The 19,082-nt window shown below is 52.7% G+C and carries 22 protein-coding genes; 11 read left to right on the top strand and 11 right to left on the bottom strand.

Annotated features, from left to right (window positions below; translation table 11 throughout):
* Positions 1-32 precede the first annotated feature (32 nt).
* The 7 genes from QKW35_RS09700 (at position 33) to hemW (ending at position 5,051) form a co-directional block, all read left to right on the top strand.
* Positions 33-734, top strand: a complete 702-nt coding sequence (locus QKW35_RS09700; RefSeq protein ID WP_282352681.1) for a YggS family pyridoxal phosphate-dependent enzyme — start codon at positions 33-35, stop codon at positions 732-734.
* A gap of 10 nt (positions 735-744) precedes the next feature.
* Positions 745-1,569, top strand: coding sequence for a pyrroline-5-carboxylate reductase (gene proC, locus QKW35_RS09695; RefSeq protein ID WP_282352680.1), 825 nt, complete (start codon positions 745-747; stop codon positions 1,567-1,569).
* 131 nt (positions 1,570-1,700) lie between these two features.
* Positions 1,701-2,243, top strand: a complete 543-nt coding sequence (locus QKW35_RS09690; protein ID WP_282352679.1) for a YggT family protein — start codon at positions 1,701-1,703, stop codon at positions 2,241-2,243.
* The gene (locus QKW35_RS09685; protein WP_282352833.1) at positions 2,243-2,530 is read left to right on the top strand and encodes a DUF167 family protein; all 288 of its coding nucleotides are present in this window, start codon (positions 2,243-2,245) and stop codon (positions 2,528-2,530) included. The genes QKW35_RS09690 and QKW35_RS09685 overlap by 1 nt, the downstream gene beginning before the upstream one ends.
* Positions 2,531-2,759: 229 nt before the next feature.
* Positions 2,760-3,221, top strand: a complete 462-nt coding sequence (locus QKW35_RS09680) for a DUF4426 domain-containing protein (RefSeq protein ID WP_282352678.1) — start codon at positions 2,760-2,762, stop codon at positions 3,219-3,221.
* Positions 3,222-3,296: 75 nt separating this feature from the next.
* Entirely contained in the window at positions 3,297-3,902 is a 606-nt protein-coding gene (locus tag QKW35_RS09675) for an XTP/dITP diphosphatase (RefSeq protein ID WP_282352677.1), read from the top strand.
* 6 nt (positions 3,903-3,908) lie between these two features.
* On the top strand, positions 3,909-5,051 hold the full coding sequence (gene hemW / locus QKW35_RS09670; protein ID WP_282352675.1) for a radical SAM family heme chaperone HemW: 1,143 nt from the start codon (positions 3,909-3,911) through the stop codon (positions 5,049-5,051).
* Between the two features lie 15 nt (positions 5,052-5,066).
* Here the strand turns inward: hemW and QKW35_RS09665 are convergent, their stop codons facing one another.
* Positions 5,067-5,969, bottom strand: coding sequence for an SMP-30/gluconolactonase/LRE family protein (locus QKW35_RS09665; RefSeq protein ID WP_282352674.1), 903 nt, complete (start codon positions 5,967-5,969; stop codon positions 5,067-5,069).
* A 113-nt stretch (positions 5,970-6,082) separates the two neighbouring features.
* Between QKW35_RS09665 and QKW35_RS09660 the strand changes: the two genes are divergently transcribed.
* Entirely contained in the window at positions 6,083-6,916 is an 834-nt protein-coding gene (locus QKW35_RS09660) for a helix-turn-helix domain-containing protein (RefSeq protein ID WP_282352672.1), read from the top strand.
* Here the strand turns inward: QKW35_RS09660 and QKW35_RS09655 are convergent.
* The 6 genes from QKW35_RS09655 to lptM are packed head-to-tail and all read right to left on the bottom strand — an operon-like array spanning position 6,866 to position 11,420.
* On the bottom strand, positions 6,866-7,585 hold the full coding sequence (locus QKW35_RS09655; protein ID WP_282352670.1) for an HAD family hydrolase: 720 nt from the start codon (positions 7,583-7,585) through the stop codon (positions 6,866-6,868). The genes QKW35_RS09660 and QKW35_RS09655 overlap by 51 nt on opposite strands.
* A complete protein-coding gene (gene xerC, locus QKW35_RS09650; protein ID WP_282352667.1) occupies positions 7,578-8,483 on the bottom strand; it encodes a tyrosine recombinase XerC in 906 nt (301 codons plus the stop codon). Before xerC ends, QKW35_RS09655 begins: the two co-directional genes overlap by 8 nt.
* Positions 8,484-8,508: 25 nt before the next feature.
* Positions 8,509-9,183 carry a DUF484 family protein gene (locus tag QKW35_RS09645; protein ID WP_282352666.1) on the bottom strand — a complete coding sequence of 225 codons (675 nt, stop codon included), beginning with the start codon at positions 9,181-9,183 and terminating at the stop codon, positions 8,509-8,511.
* A 20-nt stretch (positions 9,184-9,203) separates the two neighbouring features.
* Entirely contained in the window at positions 9,204-10,034 is an 831-nt protein-coding gene (gene dapF / locus QKW35_RS09640) for a diaminopimelate epimerase (protein ID WP_282352665.1), read from the bottom strand.
* 10 nt (positions 10,035-10,044) lie between these two features.
* Entirely contained in the window at positions 10,045-11,304 is a 1,260-nt protein-coding gene (gene lysA, locus QKW35_RS09635) for a diaminopimelate decarboxylase (RefSeq protein ID WP_282352664.1), read from the bottom strand.
* An 11-nt stretch (positions 11,305-11,315) separates the two neighbouring features.
* Positions 11,316-11,420, bottom strand: a complete 105-nt coding sequence (gene lptM / locus QKW35_RS09630; RefSeq protein ID WP_425608000.1) for an LPS translocon maturation chaperone LptM — start codon at positions 11,418-11,420, stop codon at positions 11,316-11,318.
* 185 nt (positions 11,421-11,605) lie between these two features.
* On the opposite strand from lptM, the gene cyaY reads away from it, so the two are divergent.
* Positions 11,606-11,929, top strand: a complete 324-nt coding sequence (gene cyaY, locus QKW35_RS09625; protein WP_282352661.1) for an iron donor protein CyaY — start codon at positions 11,606-11,608, stop codon at positions 11,927-11,929.
* A gap of 14 nt (positions 11,930-11,943) precedes the next feature.
* Here cyaY and waaA read toward each other — a convergent pair whose 3' ends face one another.
* Positions 11,944-13,215 carry a lipid IV(A) 3-deoxy-D-manno-octulosonic acid transferase gene (waaA, locus tag QKW35_RS09620; protein ID WP_282352659.1) on the bottom strand — a complete coding sequence of 424 codons (1,272 nt, stop codon included), beginning with the start codon at positions 13,213-13,215 and terminating at the stop codon, positions 11,944-11,946.
* 21 nt (positions 13,216-13,236) lie between these two features.
* Positions 13,237-15,000: a lipid A export permease/ATP-binding protein MsbA gene (gene msbA, locus QKW35_RS09615; RefSeq protein ID WP_282352831.1), complete on the bottom strand. Its 1,764-nt coding sequence runs from the start codon at positions 14,998-15,000 to the stop codon at positions 13,237-13,239.
* Positions 15,001-15,124: 124 nt separating this feature from the next.
* Here msbA and lpxL point away from each other — a divergent pair, with 124 nt between their 5' ends.
* On the top strand, positions 15,125-16,051 hold the full coding sequence (gene lpxL / locus QKW35_RS09610; RefSeq protein WP_282352656.1) for an LpxL/LpxP family Kdo(2)-lipid IV(A) lauroyl/palmitoleoyl acyltransferase: 927 nt from the start codon (positions 15,125-15,127) through the stop codon (positions 16,049-16,051).
* Here the strand turns inward: lpxL and QKW35_RS09605 are convergent.
* Positions 16,048-17,286, bottom strand: coding sequence for an O-antigen ligase family protein (locus QKW35_RS09605; RefSeq protein WP_282352653.1), 1,239 nt, complete (start codon positions 17,284-17,286; stop codon positions 16,048-16,050). The genes lpxL and QKW35_RS09605 overlap by 4 nt on opposite strands.
* Before the next feature lie 46 nt (positions 17,287-17,332).
* Complete coding sequence (locus QKW35_RS09600) at positions 17,333-18,046, bottom strand: polysaccharide deacetylase family protein (RefSeq protein WP_282352650.1); 714 nt, start codon at positions 18,044-18,046, stop codon at positions 17,333-17,335.
* A gap of 301 nt (positions 18,047-18,347) precedes the next feature.
* Between QKW35_RS09600 and QKW35_RS09595 the strand changes: the two genes are divergently transcribed.
* Entirely contained in the window at positions 18,348-19,079 is a 732-nt protein-coding gene (locus QKW35_RS09595) for an SGNH/GDSL hydrolase family protein (protein WP_282352647.1), read from the top strand.
* Positions 19,080-19,082: the final 3 nt, after the last annotated feature.

Here is a 19,082-nt window from a genome sequence, read left to right as displayed (position 1 = left end):
GCTGCAATCCAATCGGATAGGTTAGTTACCCCATGCCCTGTATCAACGATAACCTGAATAAGGTTCAGCAGCAGATAGATGAAGCTGCAAAATCGTCCGGCCGTGCAACATCGGACATCACCCTGCTGGCGGTCAGCAAGACCCGCAGTGCGGATGAGTTGCGTCTGGCCTACGACTGCGGTCAACGCCATTTCGGCGAAAACTATCTGCAGGAGAGTCTAGAAAAGATAGACGCTTTATCGACATTAGACGAGCTTTGTTGGCACTTTATCGGACCGATCCAATCCAATAAAACCCGTCCCATCGCAGAGAGTTTTCACTGGGTGCACAGTGTCGATCGCCTGAAGATTGCCCGGCGCCTTTCAGAGCAGCGCCCGGAGCATCTACCACCGCTGAACATCTGCCTGCAGGTCAACATCAGCCGTGAAGAGAGCAAGGCAGGTTGCCTACCGGAAGAGACCGCAGCCCTGGTAGATGAGATCGCAGCGCTGCCCCGCATCCAGCTACGCGGCCTGATGGCGATCCCAAAAGCCACCGACGATCCGGAAGAGCAACGCAACGCATTCCACCGCATGCAGCAACTGTTCAGTGATCTGCAACAGAAACACCCAACTCTGGACACCCTGTCGATGGGCATGTCCGGCGACATGGCAATGGCCATTGCCGAAGGCGCCACCATCGTGCGTATCGGCACCGCTATTTTCGGCCCGCGCGATTACAGCAATAAGAATTGAGGACAGAATTTTGAGTAAACAACCTACCCTGGCGTTTATCGGTGCCGGAAACATGGCCCGCGCAATCATCGGCGGTTTGATCAACAACGGTTACCCGGCTGAGCAGATCTGGGCCACCGAACCCAATGAAGCCGCACTGGCCGATCTGGCGATGCAGGGCCTGAAAACCTCCAGCGATAACAATGAAGCGGTCAGCCAGGCGGATATCGTGATCCTGGCCGTTAAACCCCAGATCCTGAAAACCGTATGCGAAGGCATTGTTGATGCAGTACAAACACAGCAGCCGCTGATCGTCTCGATTGCGGCGGGCATTATGTCCCCAACCCTGGACCACTGGTTGGGCACCAACAACGCCATCGTGCGCTGCATGCCAAACACCCCGGCCCTGGTACAAACCGGCGCCAGCGGCCTGTTTGCCAACGATTTTGTAAACGCTGACCAGCGCCAACAGGCCGAAGAGATTCTGGCCGCGATCGGTATCGCAGTCTGGGTTGACGAAGAAACCCAGTTGGATGCGGTTACCGCAGTGTCCGGTTCCGGCCCTGCGTATTACTTCCTGATGATGGAAAGCATGATTGAAGCGGGTAAAAAGCTGGGACTGAGCGAAGAAGTGGCCACCCAACTAACCCTGCAGACCGCATTGGGCGCAGCCAAAATGGCCAGCAGTAGCGACGTGGACCCTGCTGAACTGCGCCGTCGCGTAACCTCGCCAAACGGCACCACCGAGCAGGCGATCAAACGCTTTATCGAAGGCGGCCTGCCAGAGCTGGTCGATACCGCACTGCAGGCATGTAACGACCGCTCCGTCGAGCTGGCAAAAGAGCTGGATCAGTAAAAAACAACCTAGGTATCGCCTTACGCAAACAGCTTGTCGGTTCAACATACCCGCGTAAGGCTCTATACTTCCAGCAATTATGCGTTTAAACCCCATGCAGTAACTGCACTATTGCCGAAACAGGAAAAGAGATGGGACAGGATCCGATAACGCTCATAATCGCCACCGTGGGTGGGCTCTACTTCTTCATCGTGCTGCTGCGCTTCATGCTGCAACTGGCACGGGCCGACTACTACAACCCGATCTCCCAAGCGGTTGTAAGACTAACCAACAAGCCGCTGGCACCGCTGCAGAAGGCAATCCCCAGGGCAGGTCGTTTTGATTTCTCTGCGTTGCTGCTGGCCTTTATTGTCAAACTGGCGATCATCGCCCTGATCGTATACTTCAAAGGCGGCAATCTACCGATACCAACAATGCTGATTGTCTCAGCCGTGTCCGTGCTGGACAGCATTCTGGCGATCTACTTCTGGGCGGTATTGGGCTCTGTGATAATCAGCTGGATTGCGCCGGGCAGTTACCATCCGGGTCCGCAACTGATTCAACAGCTGGTTGAGCCGATCATGGAACTGGCACGCAAGGTGATCCCTCCGATTGGCGGCCTCGACCTGTCTCCGATTCTGATCTTTCTGGTCATCCAGATCGTTCGGGCGCAGCTGGCACCGTTTGCCATGTGATGTACTACCAATGGCAAAACAAGGATCTGATCCTAAGCTGTCACCTGCAACCCAAGGCAACGAAAGACGAAATCGTGGGCCTGCACGGTGACAGCCTGAAGATCCGCATTACGGCACCACCCATCGACGGGCGGGCCAACACCCATCTGATCAAGTTTCTGGCGAAAACCTTCGGCGTCACCAAGCGTGATATAACCATTCTCAGCGGTGAACTGGGACGCCAGAAGCGGATCAAAATAAAACAACCAACAAAGATTCCGGATATTCTGCAGATAGATCCCGAATGACCCTGTAACACCGGCATTCAGCTTCCTGCCCTATACTTGATGTAAAACGCCCAACATTCACTGTGCACTTTTCACGATATCCGAAGAGCGCTGTAAGAGATGGAAGGTCAATATCATGGAGCGTGTGGTAGTGAATAGTTAGCCGCACCACGGCAGGATTTTCCAGCGGTGGTCGGGAAAGGGTGGGACCGCAATCTATCGCATATCCCGATATGAGGCTAAGCAGGTTATGAAAACAGGTTACACACTTTTTACTCGCCTACTGAGTACTGCAGTATTCAGCGTTCTGTTCTTTGCACTGCCAGCACAGGCTGCCCAGTTCATCTCTTACGGTGATTACGAAATTCACTACAACGCCTTCAACAGCAGTTTCGTTGAACCCGACGTTGCCAAGACCTATGGCCTGCAACGTGGTAAGCGCCGCGCCATGGTAAACATCTCTGTCCTGAAGAAAGCGGAAGACGGCAGCAAAAAGCCGATCTCGGCCCTGATCTCCGGTTCTGCCGCCAACCTGCTGCAGCAAACTCAGGACCTGGACTTTAAGAAGATCGATGAAGGCAATGCGGTGTATTACATCGGTCAGTTTGGCTTTAGCGATGACATGCTGATGCGTATCTCTGTCAGCGTGCAGCCCGATCCCAACAAACCTTCTTACGACCTGCAGTTTGAGCAACGTTTTTACGCCGACTAACAGACTCACCCCACTTAACACCATGCGCGCCTGCCACTGTGGTAAGCGCGCATTTTATTTGTAGGACCTTTGCAGATGATCAACAAAATTGTTCTCGCCAGCGGTAACAAAGGCAAACTTCGCGAATTCAATCAGGTATTGGGCCGGATGGATGTGGAGGTGGTTCCGCAGTCCGACTTCAACGTCAGCGATGCAGATGAAACCGGCCTGAGCTTTGTCGAGAACGCCATCATCAAAGCACGCCACGCGGCACAGATCACCGGTCTGCCAGCACTGGCGGATGATTCCGGCCTGGAAGTGGATGCGCTGCAGGGTGCACCGGGTATCTACTCCGCCCGCTTTGCCGGCGACGGCGCGAATGACGCTGACAACAACGCCAAACTGCTGGACCTGCTCAAGGGCCTGCCGGAAGAGAAGCGCACCGCACGCTTCCGCTGCCTGCTGGTGTTTATGCGTCACGCTGAAGATCCAACGCCACTGATCTGCCAGGGTACCTGGGAAGGCCGCATTCTACTGGAAGCACGTGGTGACAACGGCTTTGGTTACGACCCGCTGTTCCTGGTGCCAGAGCTGGACCAAGCGTCTGCCGAGCTACCGCCCGAGCAGAAAAACAAGCTTAGCCACCGCGGTCAGGCCGTTGCAGAGCTGATCGAACGCATTAAACCCTACCTGCAGGTATAACCCACAGTGACACCCATCGCGCAGCCCCCTTTGAGCCTCTATATCCACATCCCCTGGTGTGTTCGTAAGTGCCCGTACTGCGATTTCAACTCGCATGCCGTGCGTGAGGAGATCCCGGAAGAAGCCTACGTGGCTGCGCTGTTGGCTGACCTTGAGCAGGAGCTGTCTGGCATTGAAGCACGACCGCTGCAGAGCATCTTTATCGGTGGTGGCACACCCAGCCTGTTTTCGGCAGCGATGATCAAGCACTTGCTGGCGGAGGTAGAGAGCCGGATAAGCTTTACACCGGATATTGAGATCACCATGGAAGCCAACCCCGGCACCTTTGAACAGGAGAAGTTCCGGGGCTACCGCGATGCGGGGGTAAACCGCCTCTCACTCGGTATTCAAAGCTTTGCCGACGAACAACTTAACGCGCTTGGACGTATCCATAGCGGTGACGAAGCGGTGAAAGCAGCAGGCCTGGCGCGCGAACTGTTTGACAATATGAACCTGGACCTGATGCACGGCTTGCCGGGTCAGAGCACAGCACAGGCACTGGCAGATCTGCGCATCGCCGCCGATCTAAAGCCGGACCACATCTCCTGGTACCAACTCACCATCGAGCCCAACACCGAGTTCCACTCACGCCCGCCGTCACTGCCCGTGGATGAAACATTGTGGGATATTCAGGAACAGGGTCAGCAGTTTCTGGCTGAAGCCGGTTACCGACAATACGAGATCTCCGCTTACGCCCAGCCGGGTAAACGTGCGCGCCATAACCTCAACTACTGGCAGTTCGGCGACTATATCGGCATCGGTGCCGGTGCCCACGGCAAGATCACCGGCGCTGACGGCACCATCCTGCGCCGTTGGAAGCAGAAGCAACCTAAAGCCTACATGAATCCGGAAAAACGTTTGGGAGCCTGTGAAGCGATCGAGGTGGACGCGTTACCGTTCGAGTTTATGCTAAATGCACTGCGCCTGACCGACGGCGTTGAAAACCGCTTGTTTGCCGACCGCACCGGCCTGAACCTGGACGTTATCCAGCCTCAGCTGGAGAGGGCACAAAAGATGGGGCTGCTGGAAACAGATCCAAAGAAACTGGCACCCACTCAGCAGGGACGCCTGTTTCTCAACAACCTGTTGGAGATGTTCCTGGAGGAGTAATCCTCCAGGGTATACTTATTCATCCGCAGCCAGCTGCCAGGCAACCAGTCGGTTATCCATCATCATAGGTGCGTACAGGTAGCGGCCGGAAACGGCAATATCGGCCAAGCCCGCGCCGGGTGCCATCACCTTACGTCGCTCTTTGCCCTGAAGCTTGAACAGCTCACCACTGATCCAGTCACTGATGTACAGTGCATCGCCACGCACCTCGACCCCGTCCAGGTTACCCAATTGATATCCCGACGCCACCGCGCTTAATGCTTTGCTCGACGGGTCAAGTCGGTACAGAGTTCCCGGGGTATCCGTAGAAAAATCGTTGTTCATTGATTTGCCCCAACCCGCGATAAGCAGATAGTTCTCATCCCAGTACAGCCCGTTCGGATGTGGCAGCTGCTCGGCACTAAACCAGCGTTCTATGGAATCGGCCGTTACACGGTAGATGCCGCCACCCATCATATCGGATACATACACTGAGCCATCCGGCGCAGCGGTCACATCGTTCAGCATCTTGGCGTCTGTCGCTTGGAACCGCTTAATGATCTTCCCACTGTTCAGATCAACAACATGCACCCGCTGCATATCCGCTACGTAGAGCCGATCTTCCACAACTGCCAGACCTTTGGGTGCATCCATCCCTTCGGCCCACACCTGCTTCAGCATCTTGCCATCCTTGCTGGCCATACTGATGTATCCTTTGCCATTCAACTCCAGCGGCGCACCGTTGATGTTGCTGATAAACAGTCGCCCGCTATTCGGATCAACAGCGACCGACTCAGGCTGGTCCAGATTCTCGATACTCCAGCGTTGATGGGGTGTCTCTTCAGCCTGCGCAGTCGCAGCAAGCAGCCCCGTCACCAGAGCAACGCTTGGCAATGAAAAAGAGACAAATGAACGCAACACATTTTTTCGGATCAACATAAGTAACTCCTTTTAATCAACAGGAGTAAAGTTATTATATTGATTCTTGTGATCAATTATTTTCCAATCAAGCATCATATTTCGATACTAAATTTCAAATCAGGGATCAGATCATGGAAAGCCAGCGCGAGCGTTCCAGCCTGTTTAGCACGCTGAAGCAAGTTCTCAAAACACAAGGTATCCAGTACAAGGAACTGGCTGAGATGATTGGCATGTCGGAGCCAACTGTGAAGCGCCTGTTTCAGGAGCAGGACTGTAAGCTAAGTCGCCTGCTCGAGATTTGCGACAAGATCGGCCTGAGTTTTTCACAACTGGTGGAGATCAACGGTAGCAATCCACCACCGCCGACCCTGTTACCGCTGGAGACGGAGCAAAAGATCGCAGCAGAACCCGGACTGTTCGCGTTTTTTATTCTGCTGATCAATCATTTTGAAGTGGATCAGATTGCGCACCAAAACAACCTGGATGAGGTGGATTGTTACCAGTATTTGCGGGTATTGGAGCAGCTGGATTTGATCAGACTGGGGCGGGGGAACACCGTGCACTTTTTAACCCCGCGCCCGATACGCTGGCGACTGGATGGCCCGTTGCACCAGATGCTGGTCACAGTGAACCGGGAGTTCATCGCGACCTCAATGGAGAACCATCACAAGCAAGGCCATTCGTTCTACTCAACTAGCCGCATGCTCAGCGAACCGAGTATCAAACAGCTGCAAGACGATATCGACGCGCTTTACCAAAACTTCCATAAGCAGGCGACACTGGACCAAATGCACTACGTACCCGACCAGTTGCAACCCTACAAACTGGTGCTGGCCGCCTCCCCGTTCGCACTAAACCGGTATTTCGCAGTACCCAAATTCAGCGTTCGCAGCGGCCAACGTAGCCGGGCAGGATCAGATGGTGGTGCGGTGCTTCGCCAGTTCGGCGATCTCCGCGATCGCTGACGGAATATCACTGAGACAGGTCACCGTGCGGGTCGCAGCAACCTGCTCGGTTTTTCCTTCCAAATTCACCCAGATCGACCAGATACCCACGTTGTTCGCACCCTCGACATCGTGCGCTGGGTTGTCTCCGATGTGGATAACCTGTTCCGGCCGCAGCCCGACGTGGTGCAGCATCTGCTCAAACATAAGCGGATGCGGCTTCTCCTGACCTACCTTATCGGCGCTGAACTGGAAATCGAACAGCTCACCCAAGCCCACACGCTGGATATCGGCATTGCCGTTGCTCAGTGCACCTAATTTATAGCCCTGGTTATGCAATGCCTTCAGCATGCCCATGGCATGTTCGAAGAAGGTCACCTGCTGACGCGCTTCCAGGAATACCTCGAACGCTTTCAGTGCTAACGCTTCGATCTCCGCCTCACCGTATCCGGCCGCCCGCAAACCATGTTCCAGCTGCTTGATACGGATCTGGGTGACGCTGTGTGAAATCTCCGGGTGCTTCGCCAGCACTTCGCTACGCAGGCGTGGGAAATCACGCACGGTATACAGCCGAGTAAACGCCTCAGCGTTTTGCTGCAACCACTCGTAAAGGGTGTGATTGGCCTGATCCACCACCGGGTTTACAGCCCAGAGGGTATCGTCCAGATCGAAGGTTATGCACTTAATCATCTTTTTTATGGGCTCTGGGATGCGCCTTTTCATACACATCCATCAAATGCTGAAAGTCTAAATGAGTATATATCTGGGTGGTGGAGATGTCTGAATGCCCCAGCAACTCCTGAACCGCCCGCAGGTCACCGCTGGATTCCAGCATATGACTGGCAAAACTATGACGCAAACGGTGCGGATACACTTGCCCCTCAACGCCAAGACGTTTGCCCCAGTACTCCATGCGCTGTTCGACACTGCGTACGCTGATGCGGTTACCCCGGTTGCTGACAAACAACGCGGACTCGATATAGGACGCCATCTGGTCGCGGTAGCGAAGCCAACGATCGAGAGCCTCCAGTGCTTTACCGCCAATTGGCAGCATACGGCTTTTGTTGCCCTTACCGGTAACCACCAAGGAGGCATCGTGATAATCCAGATCACTCAGATCCAGGCTAACCAACTCGGAAACACGCAGGCCGGAGGAATAGATCAACTCCATCATCGCCTTGTCCCGTGCCGAGATCGGATCGGTGACCGGAATCTCCATCAACCCGTCGATCTGGTCCACATCCAGGGTTTGTGGCAATTTACGCGGGGATTTGGGTGCCTGAACACCCAATGCGGGATTGTGTTCCACCAACTGCTCACGAGAGAGAAACTTATAGAAGGTTCGCACGGCGGATAGCGTCCGCTGAATGCTGGCACCGGATTGCCCCTTGCGGTGCTGACGCGCCGCAAACTGACGCACAGCAGCAGCGTCCAACGCACTCCAGGCATGGATATGGCTTTCATCCATAAACGTCTGCAGGGCATCGAGATCGCGCTGATAGTTTTTTTGGGTGTGAACGGAGAGCTGGCGTTCAGTGGCCAGGTAGCGAAAGAAATCTTCCAGCCAATGGCTTTCTGCATGATTCATCCGCGCTCTCCGTTAGAGACAGGCGTTAAGGTTCGAGATGGTGCAACACTCGGGACAGAACCAGGCTCAAGACTTCACCTACGTAGCTCAGGAACACGGTGCCCTGCCCACTGTGGAAGTATCCCGCTTCAAAACTGCCAATGGCCAGCAACCCCAACGCTTCGCCTTTCACCAGCGGCACCACGGCAGCTGACTGCACACGGATCGCCATTTCATCAAAGATGAAGGCGTTCTGTTCACGAGTCAGCTGACCACAGCTTGGCAGATTGCTATCTACCAACGGGGTGATCGGCCCCAACTGACGCGGATCGATAACCCGCAGGTTGTTGGCATCCACCTGCTGCTGACTGAACAGGAGCAACGCTGTAGTGTCTCCGTGGAAGTCATCACACAGGCTCTCTTTTATCGCGATGGCGATCTCGTCCAGAGTCATGCAATCCAGCAACGACAGCACCATGCGTTTGGTCTTCTCAAACTGCAGGTCGTTGTAACGCGCCGCTTCGATCAGATCAGACAGGTGCTCGTTGAGGCGCTCGTTCTTTTCGCGCAGCAGTGAAGTCTGGCGTTCCACCAAGGAGATCGCACGCCCACTTTCGTGGGGTACGTTCAGCTTCGCCAGCAAATTGCTGTGGCGACAGAAAAAGTCCGGGTTATGCGCCAGAAATTCGGCCACTTCCGTTTCGCTGAGGGTGTTACTCATTTCAACTACCGCCTCATCACTCATAGAAAGATCTGCCCTTCAAACACGGTGGTGGCAGGACCTGTCATAATGACCGGCGCATCGCCACCGGCCCAGTGAATCTCAAGATCACCACCCGGAAGCGTTACTTTGACCCGGTCATTCAGTACACCGCGCAGGATGCCGGCAACCACGGCAGCACAAGCACCGGTACCGCAGGCTTTGGTTTCGCCCGCGCCGCGTTCGTACACGCGCAGTCGCACCTCATCGCGGGAGACAACCTGCATAAAACCGATATTGGCTTTCTGCGGGAAACGCGCGTGAGGCTCCAGTTTAGGCCCCAGAGTTTCCACCGGTGCAGTATCTACGTCGTCCACCAGCAGTACACCGTGTGGATTGCCCATGGACACCGCTGAGATCTGGTACTCGTCACCGTCAACGTTGATCGGGTAGGTTGCGGCTTGTGCATCTGCATCGAACGGCACATCTGCCGGATCCAGGCGCGGTGCACCCATATCCACTTCCACCTGACGATCTTCACGGATCTTCAGTACAGCCCGGCCGTTGGCGGTTTCGACGGCGATCTCATCCTTGCCGGTCAAACGCTTGTCACGTACAAACTTGGCAAAGCAACGCGCACCGTTACCGCAGTTCTCCACTTCAGAACCGTCTGAATTGTAGATCCGGTAACGGAAGTCGACATCGGGTGAACCCGGTGGCTCTACGATCAGCAGCTGATCGAAGCCCACGCCAAAGTTACGGTCACCCAATTTTTTAACGATCTTCGGGGTCAACTTCAAGCGCTGAGTCACCAGATCCAGCACCATGAAGTCGTTACCCAGACCGTGCATTTTGGTAAAACGAACCAACATGACGGTCTCCTCAGCGATGATCGCGTGGAATCAGCTTCTCACCGTGCATCAGGTCCGCCAGGTTTTCGCGCTTGCGGATCACATGAAACTGATTGTCATCCACCATCACTTCAGCGGCACGGGGACGGCTGTTGTAGTTGGAGGCCATGGTGAAACCGTAAGCACCGGCAGAACATACCGCAAGGAGATCGCCCGCTTCGATGTTCAGCTCGCGGTCCTTACCCAGGAAGTCACCGGTTTCACATACCGGACCCACCAGATCCCACAGTTTCGCTTCGCCTTCTTCACGTACCTCAACCGGGATAATCTCCTGATAGGCGCTGTACAGGGATGGGCGAATCAGATCGTTCATTGCCGCATCAATGATGGCGAAGTTCTTATTCCCGGTTGGCTTCAGGAACTCAACCTCGGTTACCAGGATACCTGCGTTAGCCGCGATAGAGCGACCCGGCTCGAAAATCAACCCCAGCTCACGGTCACCCAGGCGCTCCAGGATCGCTGCAATATATTCCTGTGGCTGCGGTGGCTGCTCGTCGGTGTAGCACACCCCCAGACCACCACCCAGATCCAGGTGTTTGATCTGAATGCCTTCTTCCGCCAGACGGTCAACCTGGACCAGCAGACGGTCCAGCGCATCCAGGAACGGATCGATCTCGGTCAACTGGCTGCCGATGTGGCAGTCCATACCGATCACGTTCAGGTTTTCCATGGCGTTGGCTTTTTTGTAGATACGTACCGCTTCGTCGATATCTACACCGAACTTGTTCTCTTTCAGACCGGTGGAGATATACGGATGCGTACCTGCATCTACATCCGGATTCACACGCAGGGAGATCGGTGCCACTTTGCCCATCTCAGCCGCCACAGCGTTGATACGATCCAGCTCCGGCTCGGATTCCACGTTAAAGCAGTGAATACCCACTTCCAGTGCACGTTCGATCTCTTCCGGCTTTTTGCCCACCCCGGAGAACACGATCTTGCCAGGCTCGCCACCGGCTTTCAGCGCACGCTCCAGCTCACCGATCGATACGATGTCAAAACCGGCGCCGGAACGGGCCAGTACGTTCAGTACACCGATATTGGAGTTGGCTTTTACGGCGTAACACACCAGCGCATTACGGCCTTCCAGTGCCTGCGCATAGTTCTGGTATGAACGTTCCAGCGCGTCGCGGGAATAGATATAAACCGGAGTACCCAGTTCTTCGGCAATACGGCCTACCTGTACTTCTTCGCAGTGCAGGCGACCGTTACGGTATTCAAAGCTGTCCATCTACTGTCTCGTTAATTCTGCTGTGTCTGTTGTGAACCTTCTTCCGGCAGGTACAGAGGGCCTTTTTGCCCACAGCCTGTCAGCAACATCACGCTTACGAAGAATGCAAATCCAATCTTTTTCACGGTCATTTCCACAGCCAGGTCGGCACTCCGTGCGGAATTATGCAGATATCTGCTTGTAACAGAGCACCATGGTTAATTTATGGGCCAAGTATACCCTTCCACAGGAATGATGAGTACAGGCGTGAAGTCGGATATACTGCGGCCACATTTATCCGGATAACCTGTGGAGTCCACCTGTGACCGAAAGCGAATTTAATGACAAGGTTGATGCGACGCTGGAAGCGATCGAAGAGATGCTGGACGAAGCTGAAACCGACCTGGATTTCATGACCAGTGGCGGCGTTTTGACCGTGATCTGTGAAAATCAGACCCAGATCATCTTTACCCGTCAGGCACCGGTTAAACAGCTTTGGGTGGCAACCCGCAGTGGCGGCTTCCACTTCGACTTTGATGAAGCGCAGGATACCTGGGTACTGGACAGTGACCAGACCCCTATCTCCGTTTTTCTGAACCAGGCATTTGCAGAGCAGGCCGGCGAAAACTTCGATTTCGACCTGTAATTACTAAAGGTCAGTTATTTGGGCGCGCCCAGACAGATCGACTCTACCTGTTGGTACAGTCGCTCAAGTGCGCCCTGATTCTCCTTCACAAAGGCAGCGGCCGCTGTCCCGAGCTGCGCCGCCCGTTGAGGATCTTTCAGTACACTGAGGCTGTGCTGCTCAAGCTCATCCAACGAGCCGACCAACACCAGACCGCCCGCCTCTTTCAACGCTTCGCAGATCACCGCAAAGTTGAACACGTACTCGCCCATGATCACCGGTTTCGCCAATGCAGCAGGCTCCAATGGATTATGGCCGCCACGCTCTACAAGACTGCCTCCGACAAAGGCCAAATCGGCGGAAGCGTACAGCATCAACAGATCGCCCATGGTGTCTCCCACGTAGATCTGGGTTTCGGCATTGGGATCACCACCGCTGCGACGGGTGACTTTAAAGCCGCGTTTGGAGGTCAGTGTATTCACCCCATCGAAACGTTCCGGATGACGGGGCACCAATACCATCAGCAGATCGGGGATCTTGTCGAGCAGGCGGGCATACAGATCAAGCAGCATTGACTCTTCGCCCTCATGGGTACTGCCCGCGACGATCACAGGACGCTCGATTCCCCACTGCTTTCGAAGACCTGCAGCTTCCTTCTTGGCGCTCTCTGGTACCGAGATATCAAACTTCACACTACCGGTCACAACAAGCTTTTCCGGTGGCAGACCCAGTTCAACAAAGCGGTTACCGTCGGTCTGGTTTTGCGCAGCCACCCGCGACAGGCTTTTTAGCATCGGGCGCGTTAACGCAGAGAACTTCGCATATCCTTTTGCGGAACGTGCTGAAAGACGGGCATTGGCCAGCAGCACCGGTACATTGCGTGACCTGCAGGCTGCCACCACGTTAGGCCAGAGTTCGGTTTCCACCACAATCAACGCACGCGGGTTGATCCGCTGCATAAAACGACTTAACGCATGGGGGAGATCGTACGGACAGTAGAGGTGCTGCACCTGATCCCCAAACAGATCGCGTACGCGCTCGGCACCGGTGGGGGTCATCGTGGTCATCAGGATAGGCAATTCAGGCTGACGCTTCAGCAGCAGTTTGACTAACGGAGCGATAGCCACGGTTTCACCAACAGAGACAGAATGGATCCATAACGGCTTATCGTCTCGGACTGGCACCTTACCGAAGCGCTCCCCCACCCGCTCACCATAGGCAGGTGCTTTCTGTGCACGTTTGCGCAGTCGTCGCAGCACCAGTGGCAACGCCAGATACCAGACAGCGGAATAGAGCCATCGAGCCATGATACCAGTCTCCTAGATCGCTTATTCAGCCACGCGCTGATACTGCAGGCTGTGCAGCTGAGCGTAGATACCGTTTTTCGCCAACAGCTCATCATGACTGCCAACTTCCGCAATCTGCCCTTCGTCCAGCACAACAATTCGGTCCACATCCTCAATAGTGGACAGACGGTGTGCGATAATAAAGGTAGTGCGCCCCCGCATTACATTGTGCATCGCATCCTGAATATGACGCTCGGATTCAGAATCGAGCGCTGAAGTCGCTTCATCAAGGATCAGGATCGGCGCATCCTTAAGCAGTGCGCGGGCAATCGCCACACGCTGACGCTGACCACCAGACAGGCTGATACCCTCTGACCCGATTACTGTATCCAGGCCATCCGGCAGTTTGTCTGTAAATTCAACGACATGTGCCGCTTTAGCTGCCGCGCGAATCTCGTTAGGGCTTCGACCTGCCAACGCACCGTAGGCGATGTTGTCGGCTATGGTGCCGTCAAACAGCACCACATTTTGATTCACGATGGCGATCTGCTCACGCAGGGAATCCAGGGTGTATTCCTGCAGCGGCACGCCGTCCAAGAGGATTTCACCCGAGGTAGGCTCGTTAAAGCGGGGCAGCAAACTCACCAATGTAGATTTACCACTGCCGGAGCGGCCTACAAAGGCGATGGATTCTCCAGATCGAACATCTAAATCGATACCTTTGAGTACAACTTCACATGCTTCACCGTAACGGAACTGAACCTGGTTTAGCGCCACATGTCCTTTTGCAATAGACAGAGCTCTCGTACCGGTATCTTGTTCAGGCGTCTGATCCATAACCTCAAAGAGACTGGCGGCTGCCGCAATCCCTTTCTGGATAATGCCATTTATCTCGGTAAGCTGACGCAACGGTTTGGCAATCATGCCTGCCGCAGTAATAAAGGATATGAACTGGCCTGCTGTCATATGTGCCATCAACGACGGGTGCATTGCCACATACACAAGAAAAGCCAATGCGGATGCGACAATCAATTGAACCAGCGGTGTACTTACCGCTTCGGTCACCACCTGTTTCATAAACTGACGACGGTTGTTCTCGCTCGCCTCATGGAAACGCTCTTTCTCGCGTTCGCGCCCACCGAACACCCGAACCACATCTATACCGTCGATGGTTTCAGCTGCCACGTGGGCAACATCTCCGACACTTTGCTGTATGCGATTACTGATCTTGCGAAAGCGCTTCGCCGCGAAACTGACAACGATACCCACAATAGGCATAACAACCAGGAATATCATGGTCAGCTTCCAGTTCAGGTACAGCAGATAACCGAACAACCCGATAACAGTTAGACCCTCGCGTAGAATAATACGCAGTGCAATGGTGACCGAATCGGTAACCTGCTCAACATTGTAAGTGAAGCGCGATAACAGCTGCCCGGATGACTGGCTGTGAAAGTAACTGCTTGGCAGGATCACCATATGATCAAACAGGTCTATTCGCAGCTTGTTGACCACATGGCGGGCGGCGTAGGCAACACTATACATACCAAGGAAGCTACCGATTCCACGCACCACGAATAACCCAACCACCGACGTTGCCAGCCAGGTTCGCTGATCCAGCTGTCCTTCGCTGACACTATCAACCACAAACTCCAGCCACTTGGCAAAGCCTGCCTGTGTCGCAGCGTAAAGACCAAAGCCCAAGACACTGACTAAAAAAGCTAACCAATAGGGCTTCACGTAATTCAGCAAACGCAGATAAATAAGCCAGGCTGAGAACTGTTGAGCGGGTTTCGGGTCTGTCATTATCAAGATATGAGGGGGGGCAACCGATGGAGGGTGCAGTATAACGTTATTCATGGACACGGTCATATCCGCAGCACTGTCATGGAATTATTCTAGTGAGTACAATAACGACCGGTAATATTTGATGGAAAATAATGTGTCTGAGAATTCCTTCCTAGCACCTCGCTACTGGCCCACATGGCTGGGCATCCTGTCGTTGCGATTAATCTGCCTTTTGCCGATGAAGTTTCAGTATCTGCTTGGTCGTATGCTTGGACGCATTCTCTACAAAGCAGTAAAGAAACGGCGCCATATAGTTGAGGTAAACCTGTCTCTTTGTTTTCCGGAAAAATCGGAAACAGAACGCAAAACGATGGCCGTAGAGGTGTTTGAAAACAATGCCATTGGTATTTTTGAAACAGCAATGGCGTGGTGGTCTAAACCGGAACGTTTCGAAAACAGGTGCATTATCGAAGGTTTAGAGCACCTTCAACAAGCACAGGCGGACGGAAACGGAGTACTCCTTACCGGAGCCCACTACTCCACACTCGATCTAGGCGGCTTTCTACTCGGACAACACCTTAAGTTCGATACGGTTTACCGTCCCCACAACAACCCTCTGTTTGATAAGTTCATCTGCCAGGGGCGTTCGCGCTTTGTAGGAAAGCTCATCGATAACGAAAATAGTCGCGCCATTGTTAAAGAACTGCGTGGCGGTGGGATAGTGTGGTTTGCGCCCGATCAGGACATGGGCCCCAAACAGTCTGTCTACGTCCCGTTTTTTGGTGTCACTGCGGCAACTGTGCCGGCAACATCTAAGCTGGCCCGTTTGGGGAAAGCCAAAGTGATGATCTTTGGGCAATACAGGCTACCGCACGGAGGTTATAAACTAACCATCTCTCCTGCCCTTGAGCCTTTCCCAACCAAAGACGAAGAAAACGACACCGCTCACGTCAATTCAATGCTAGAAAAAGCGATCAGGGAATTCCCAACACAGTATATGTGGGTACATCGCCGCTTTAAAACGCACCCAGAACGGAAAGGCATTCTTTATGAAAAGAGCGGAAGTTAGACTCCCGCTCTTTCGACATCTCGCTTTTCGTAAAATACTGCGGCGATCGTGGCAGCAAACAAAAACCAACAAGCTTGAGCCCAATATGACGAGTAAAATGAAAGGTGAGAGTTCAGTGGCATTAACACTCCAACCACTGAAGCCAAGTATCCAAGTGCCAGAAGGTTTTTTCGTTCAGTTGCTTCCCGCGCAAGCCATACAAATATACCAAGTGCAATAATATACCCCACAAGACCAAGAATGCCCGTATCAGCCAACAACTCGATGACGATCTGATGCGCATGATAAGCACCAACCCCACCATCTACATAGCGATCGCCATCTGGTGCGTAATCTGGATAAGCATAACGAAACCCCCTAACTCCCACGCCATTGGTTGGATTGTCTGCGACAATCTTCACCGCAGTACTCCAGAGAGTTAGTCGACGCGATGTAGCTTTATCCCATGCTTCATACCCACCACCTTCAAGAACCGCGGTAGTTTTCTCAAATCGTTCAGCAACCTGCGGCACCTGAAAGGCACTTACGCAAGCAACAGCAACAACTCCGATTCCAATCAATAAATTTTTCAGCCTTACCCGGTGACCTAGAATAAAGCCAAATAATGCCAACGCTGACACAGCCCAAAAAACAGCAATAATTGCGCCTCGATCACCACTCAAAATGATCGCTATAAATACGACAACGGTGAACACCAGCGCTAAAGGCCGTCGAAATTGTTGCCAAAAATACAATGCAGATACAAATGCTATAGGTATAAGCATCCAACCAGAACGTGGTGAATCACCAAAGATACCAGGGATTCGCCCTTTTACGGGCGGTCTGCCAAAGAAGTCAAAACCAGTTACAGCCTGAAAAATATTGTCAACAGCCCAAAATAGAGCAATAAAGGCAATGCCCCCCACTATAGCTCTAATGCTTTCCGGTGTACCCAAGCGGGACAAGATAAAGATACCCGCCAAATAGAAGCGCAAGATCCCAAGCCATGTTGCAAACGACTTTTCAAAATGCACAGCATCCGGAAGAGAGAATAACGCGGGCAACCAAAAACAAAGAAACAGGGCGCTTAAGATTTTAAAAGAGCGCTGCATTCGTATCGAGCCAGTGTTTCTGATTACATCATGCAAACCAACCAAGGCCATCACTAGGACAGGCAGCTCAACTACACGGCCAAACGGCTGCAGAAAGATCGCAAGCAAGGCCAATACTACCGGCCAATAAAGTCTCAGGCTCACAGTTACACCAATCAATTCAGGATTTGAGGGCTATAAAACAAAAGCGTTAGCAACTGTCGCCCAGCTTTATCTTACGAACAAACTTCTTCATGGAGTCGTTACCGCTTACCATTATGCGCTTCAATCGGAATCTAGCATCCGCTCGATTCAAATCCGTACCGTAGTCCGTAGTACAAGCGTTTTTAAAACCTGCTCGTTCGACAGCAGATACGCATTCATCGTCGTAAAAACCGAAAGGGTAAGCAAAACTTGTGCATTGCACATCGTACAATCGCTCAATTTCTAACTTCGATGCCAAAATTTGTTCAAATGCTTCACTTCCTGACACGCAGGTCAGGCGGGCATGATCTAACGTATGCCCCCCTAATTCCACTAAACCACTATTAACCATTTCAATGACTTGCTCATGGGATAGCATATCCTGATCATTTAACTCCGCCGACTCTAGTGAAGTTGCACGATCAGTGGACCAGTTTCGCTCAAAACGATTGGTCACTAAATACACAGTCGCACTTACATTGTGTTTTTTCAGAATTGGGAAAGCGTGTAGATAGTTGTCTGCAAAACCATCATCAAACGTTAAAAACACAGAACGCTCTGGAAGGTCTTCACGAAGTACGTCAGACATAGTAAAGAAGCTAAAGCCGTTGTCTTTGAGCCAAATCACTTGTGCTTCGAAGGCTTCAGGTTCAACACGAAGGAAGTTTTTTACTTTTTGACCATCGCTGTAGTATCGCCGAGGCAATCTTTCAGCGATCATGTGGTACATCAGAATCCTTGGGGCTTGGTAGCATTCCTTAGCTCCTAGCCTCAATCCCGTTATCATGCGCGTCCAATTCAAAACAACTTCCTTGCAATCCGACTTTTCATATTCTCCAGGCTCTGAACGCAGCAAAGTTTGTAAATAAAGTGTTATTGACAGGAAATGAAACCAGACATCAAATCTCTAACCAGCAACACTATCTCATGACGTCACAGAACCGGTTAGCTATTATATAGCCGTTGCATTAATCATTCAGCTTCCGAGAGAACCATTATCTATACCTTCGACCGGTGACCAAATGAAAAATAATCATTCAAACTCTCTCCGCAATGCTCGCGACATAGAAGCTCTTAACATTCTGGCTATCGGCGACTGTAATACCTGCGGCATAGGCAACCAGAATGTACCAGACATGCTCAGCCAGCATCTACGCACCTATCGGAACATGGAAATTAATGTCACTAACCTCGGCGCAGCAATGCACACAAGCCGAGAAGGAATGGAAAGAGTTCAAGAAGCCACCAGCTCTGGCACAAGGCTACTTTTACTGAGTTTTGGATTGGTAGATGCCTGGATCACATCAATTCCCAAGCTCTACATCAGCTACTATCCGGATAATCCGATAAAACGCCAAGGGAGAAAGCTCCTCAAATCCCTAAAGAAAAAACTCCGCAGCCAAACACTACGAAAGCTAATACCTGTGGGCCCAGTTGTAGAAGAACATGAGTTCAGGGCAAATGTATCTCAGATTATTGAAGAACTGCTCACCACCACCCCCCAGCTTAAAATTTTAATTTGGGGAGCAGCTCCTACTCAGGACGAAGCGCGTAACGCTATATTAAACCGCTACGACGAGATTCTCAGAGACACCGCAACACGCTACAACGGACGGTATTTGGATACTAAAGAGATCGTAAAACCTTTCCCACGGGAGCGGATGTTCGACGACGCTGTCCATCTTTCAGAAGAAGCATGCCAACTTGTGGCAAAAGCAATGCTTCCACTTGCAGAAGAACTACTGAAGCAATAAATA

The organism is Pontibacterium granulatum, from assembly GCF_029961155.1.
Taxonomy (GTDB): domain Bacteria; phylum Pseudomonadota; class Gammaproteobacteria; order Pseudomonadales; family Balneatricaceae; genus Pontibacterium; species Pontibacterium granulatum.
This window is presented reverse-complemented; position numbering and strand designations above follow the sequence as displayed.

Excerpts from the sequence above, each read along its gene's own strand:
- QKW35_RS09700 (WP_282352681.1), top strand. The coding sequence starts at position 33 with ATGCCCTGTATCAACGATAACCTGAATAAGGTTCAGCAGCAGATAGAT.
- QKW35_RS09690 (WP_282352679.1), top strand. The coding sequence starts at position 1,701 with ATGGGACAGGATCCGATAACGCTCATAATCGCCACCGTGGGTGGGCTC.
- QKW35_RS09685 (WP_282352833.1), top strand. The coding sequence starts at position 2,243 with ATGTACTACCAATGGCAAAACAAGGATCTGATCCTAAGCTGTCACCTG.
- QKW35_RS09680 (WP_282352678.1), top strand. The coding sequence starts at position 2,760 with ATGAAAACAGGTTACACACTTTTTACTCGCCTACTGAGTACTGCAGTA.
- QKW35_RS09675 (WP_282352677.1), top strand. The coding sequence starts at position 3,297 with ATGATCAACAAAATTGTTCTCGCCAGCGGTAACAAAGGCAAACTTCGC.
- QKW35_RS09665 (WP_282352674.1), bottom strand. The coding sequence starts at position 5,969 with ATGTTGATCCGAAAAAATGTGTTGCGTTCATTTGTCTCTTTTTCATTG.
- QKW35_RS09660 (WP_282352672.1), top strand. The coding sequence starts at position 6,083 with ATGGAAAGCCAGCGCGAGCGTTCCAGCCTGTTTAGCACGCTGAAGCAA.
- QKW35_RS09655 (WP_282352670.1), bottom strand. The coding sequence starts at position 7,585 with ATGATTAAGTGCATAACCTTCGATCTGGACGATACCCTCTGGGCTGTA.
- xerC (WP_282352667.1), bottom strand. The coding sequence starts at position 8,483 with ATGAATCATGCAGAAAGCCATTGGCTGGAAGATTTCTTTCGCTACCTG.
- QKW35_RS09645 (WP_282352666.1), bottom strand. The coding sequence starts at position 9,183 with ATGAGTAACACCCTCAGCGAAACGGAAGTGGCCGAATTTCTGGCGCAT.
- dapF (WP_282352665.1), bottom strand. The coding sequence starts at position 10,034 with ATGTTGGTTCGTTTTACCAAAATGCACGGTCTGGGTAACGACTTCATG.
- lysA (WP_282352664.1), bottom strand. The coding sequence starts at position 11,304 with ATGGACAGCTTTGAATACCGTAACGGTCGCCTGCACTGCGAAGAAGTA.
- waaA (WP_282352659.1), bottom strand. The coding sequence starts at position 13,215 with ATGGCTCGATGGCTCTATTCCGCTGTCTGGTATCTGGCGTTGCCACTG.
- msbA (WP_282352831.1), bottom strand. The coding sequence starts at position 15,000 with ATGACAGACCCGAAACCCGCTCAACAGTTCTCAGCCTGGCTTATTTAT.
- lpxL (WP_282352656.1), top strand. The coding sequence starts at position 15,125 with ATGGAAAATAATGTGTCTGAGAATTCCTTCCTAGCACCTCGCTACTGG.
- QKW35_RS09600 (WP_282352650.1), bottom strand. The coding sequence starts at position 18,046 with ATGATCGCTGAAAGATTGCCTCGGCGATACTACAGCGATGGTCAAAAA.
- QKW35_RS09595 (WP_282352647.1), top strand. The coding sequence starts at position 18,348 with ATGAAAAATAATCATTCAAACTCTCTCCGCAATGCTCGCGACATAGAA.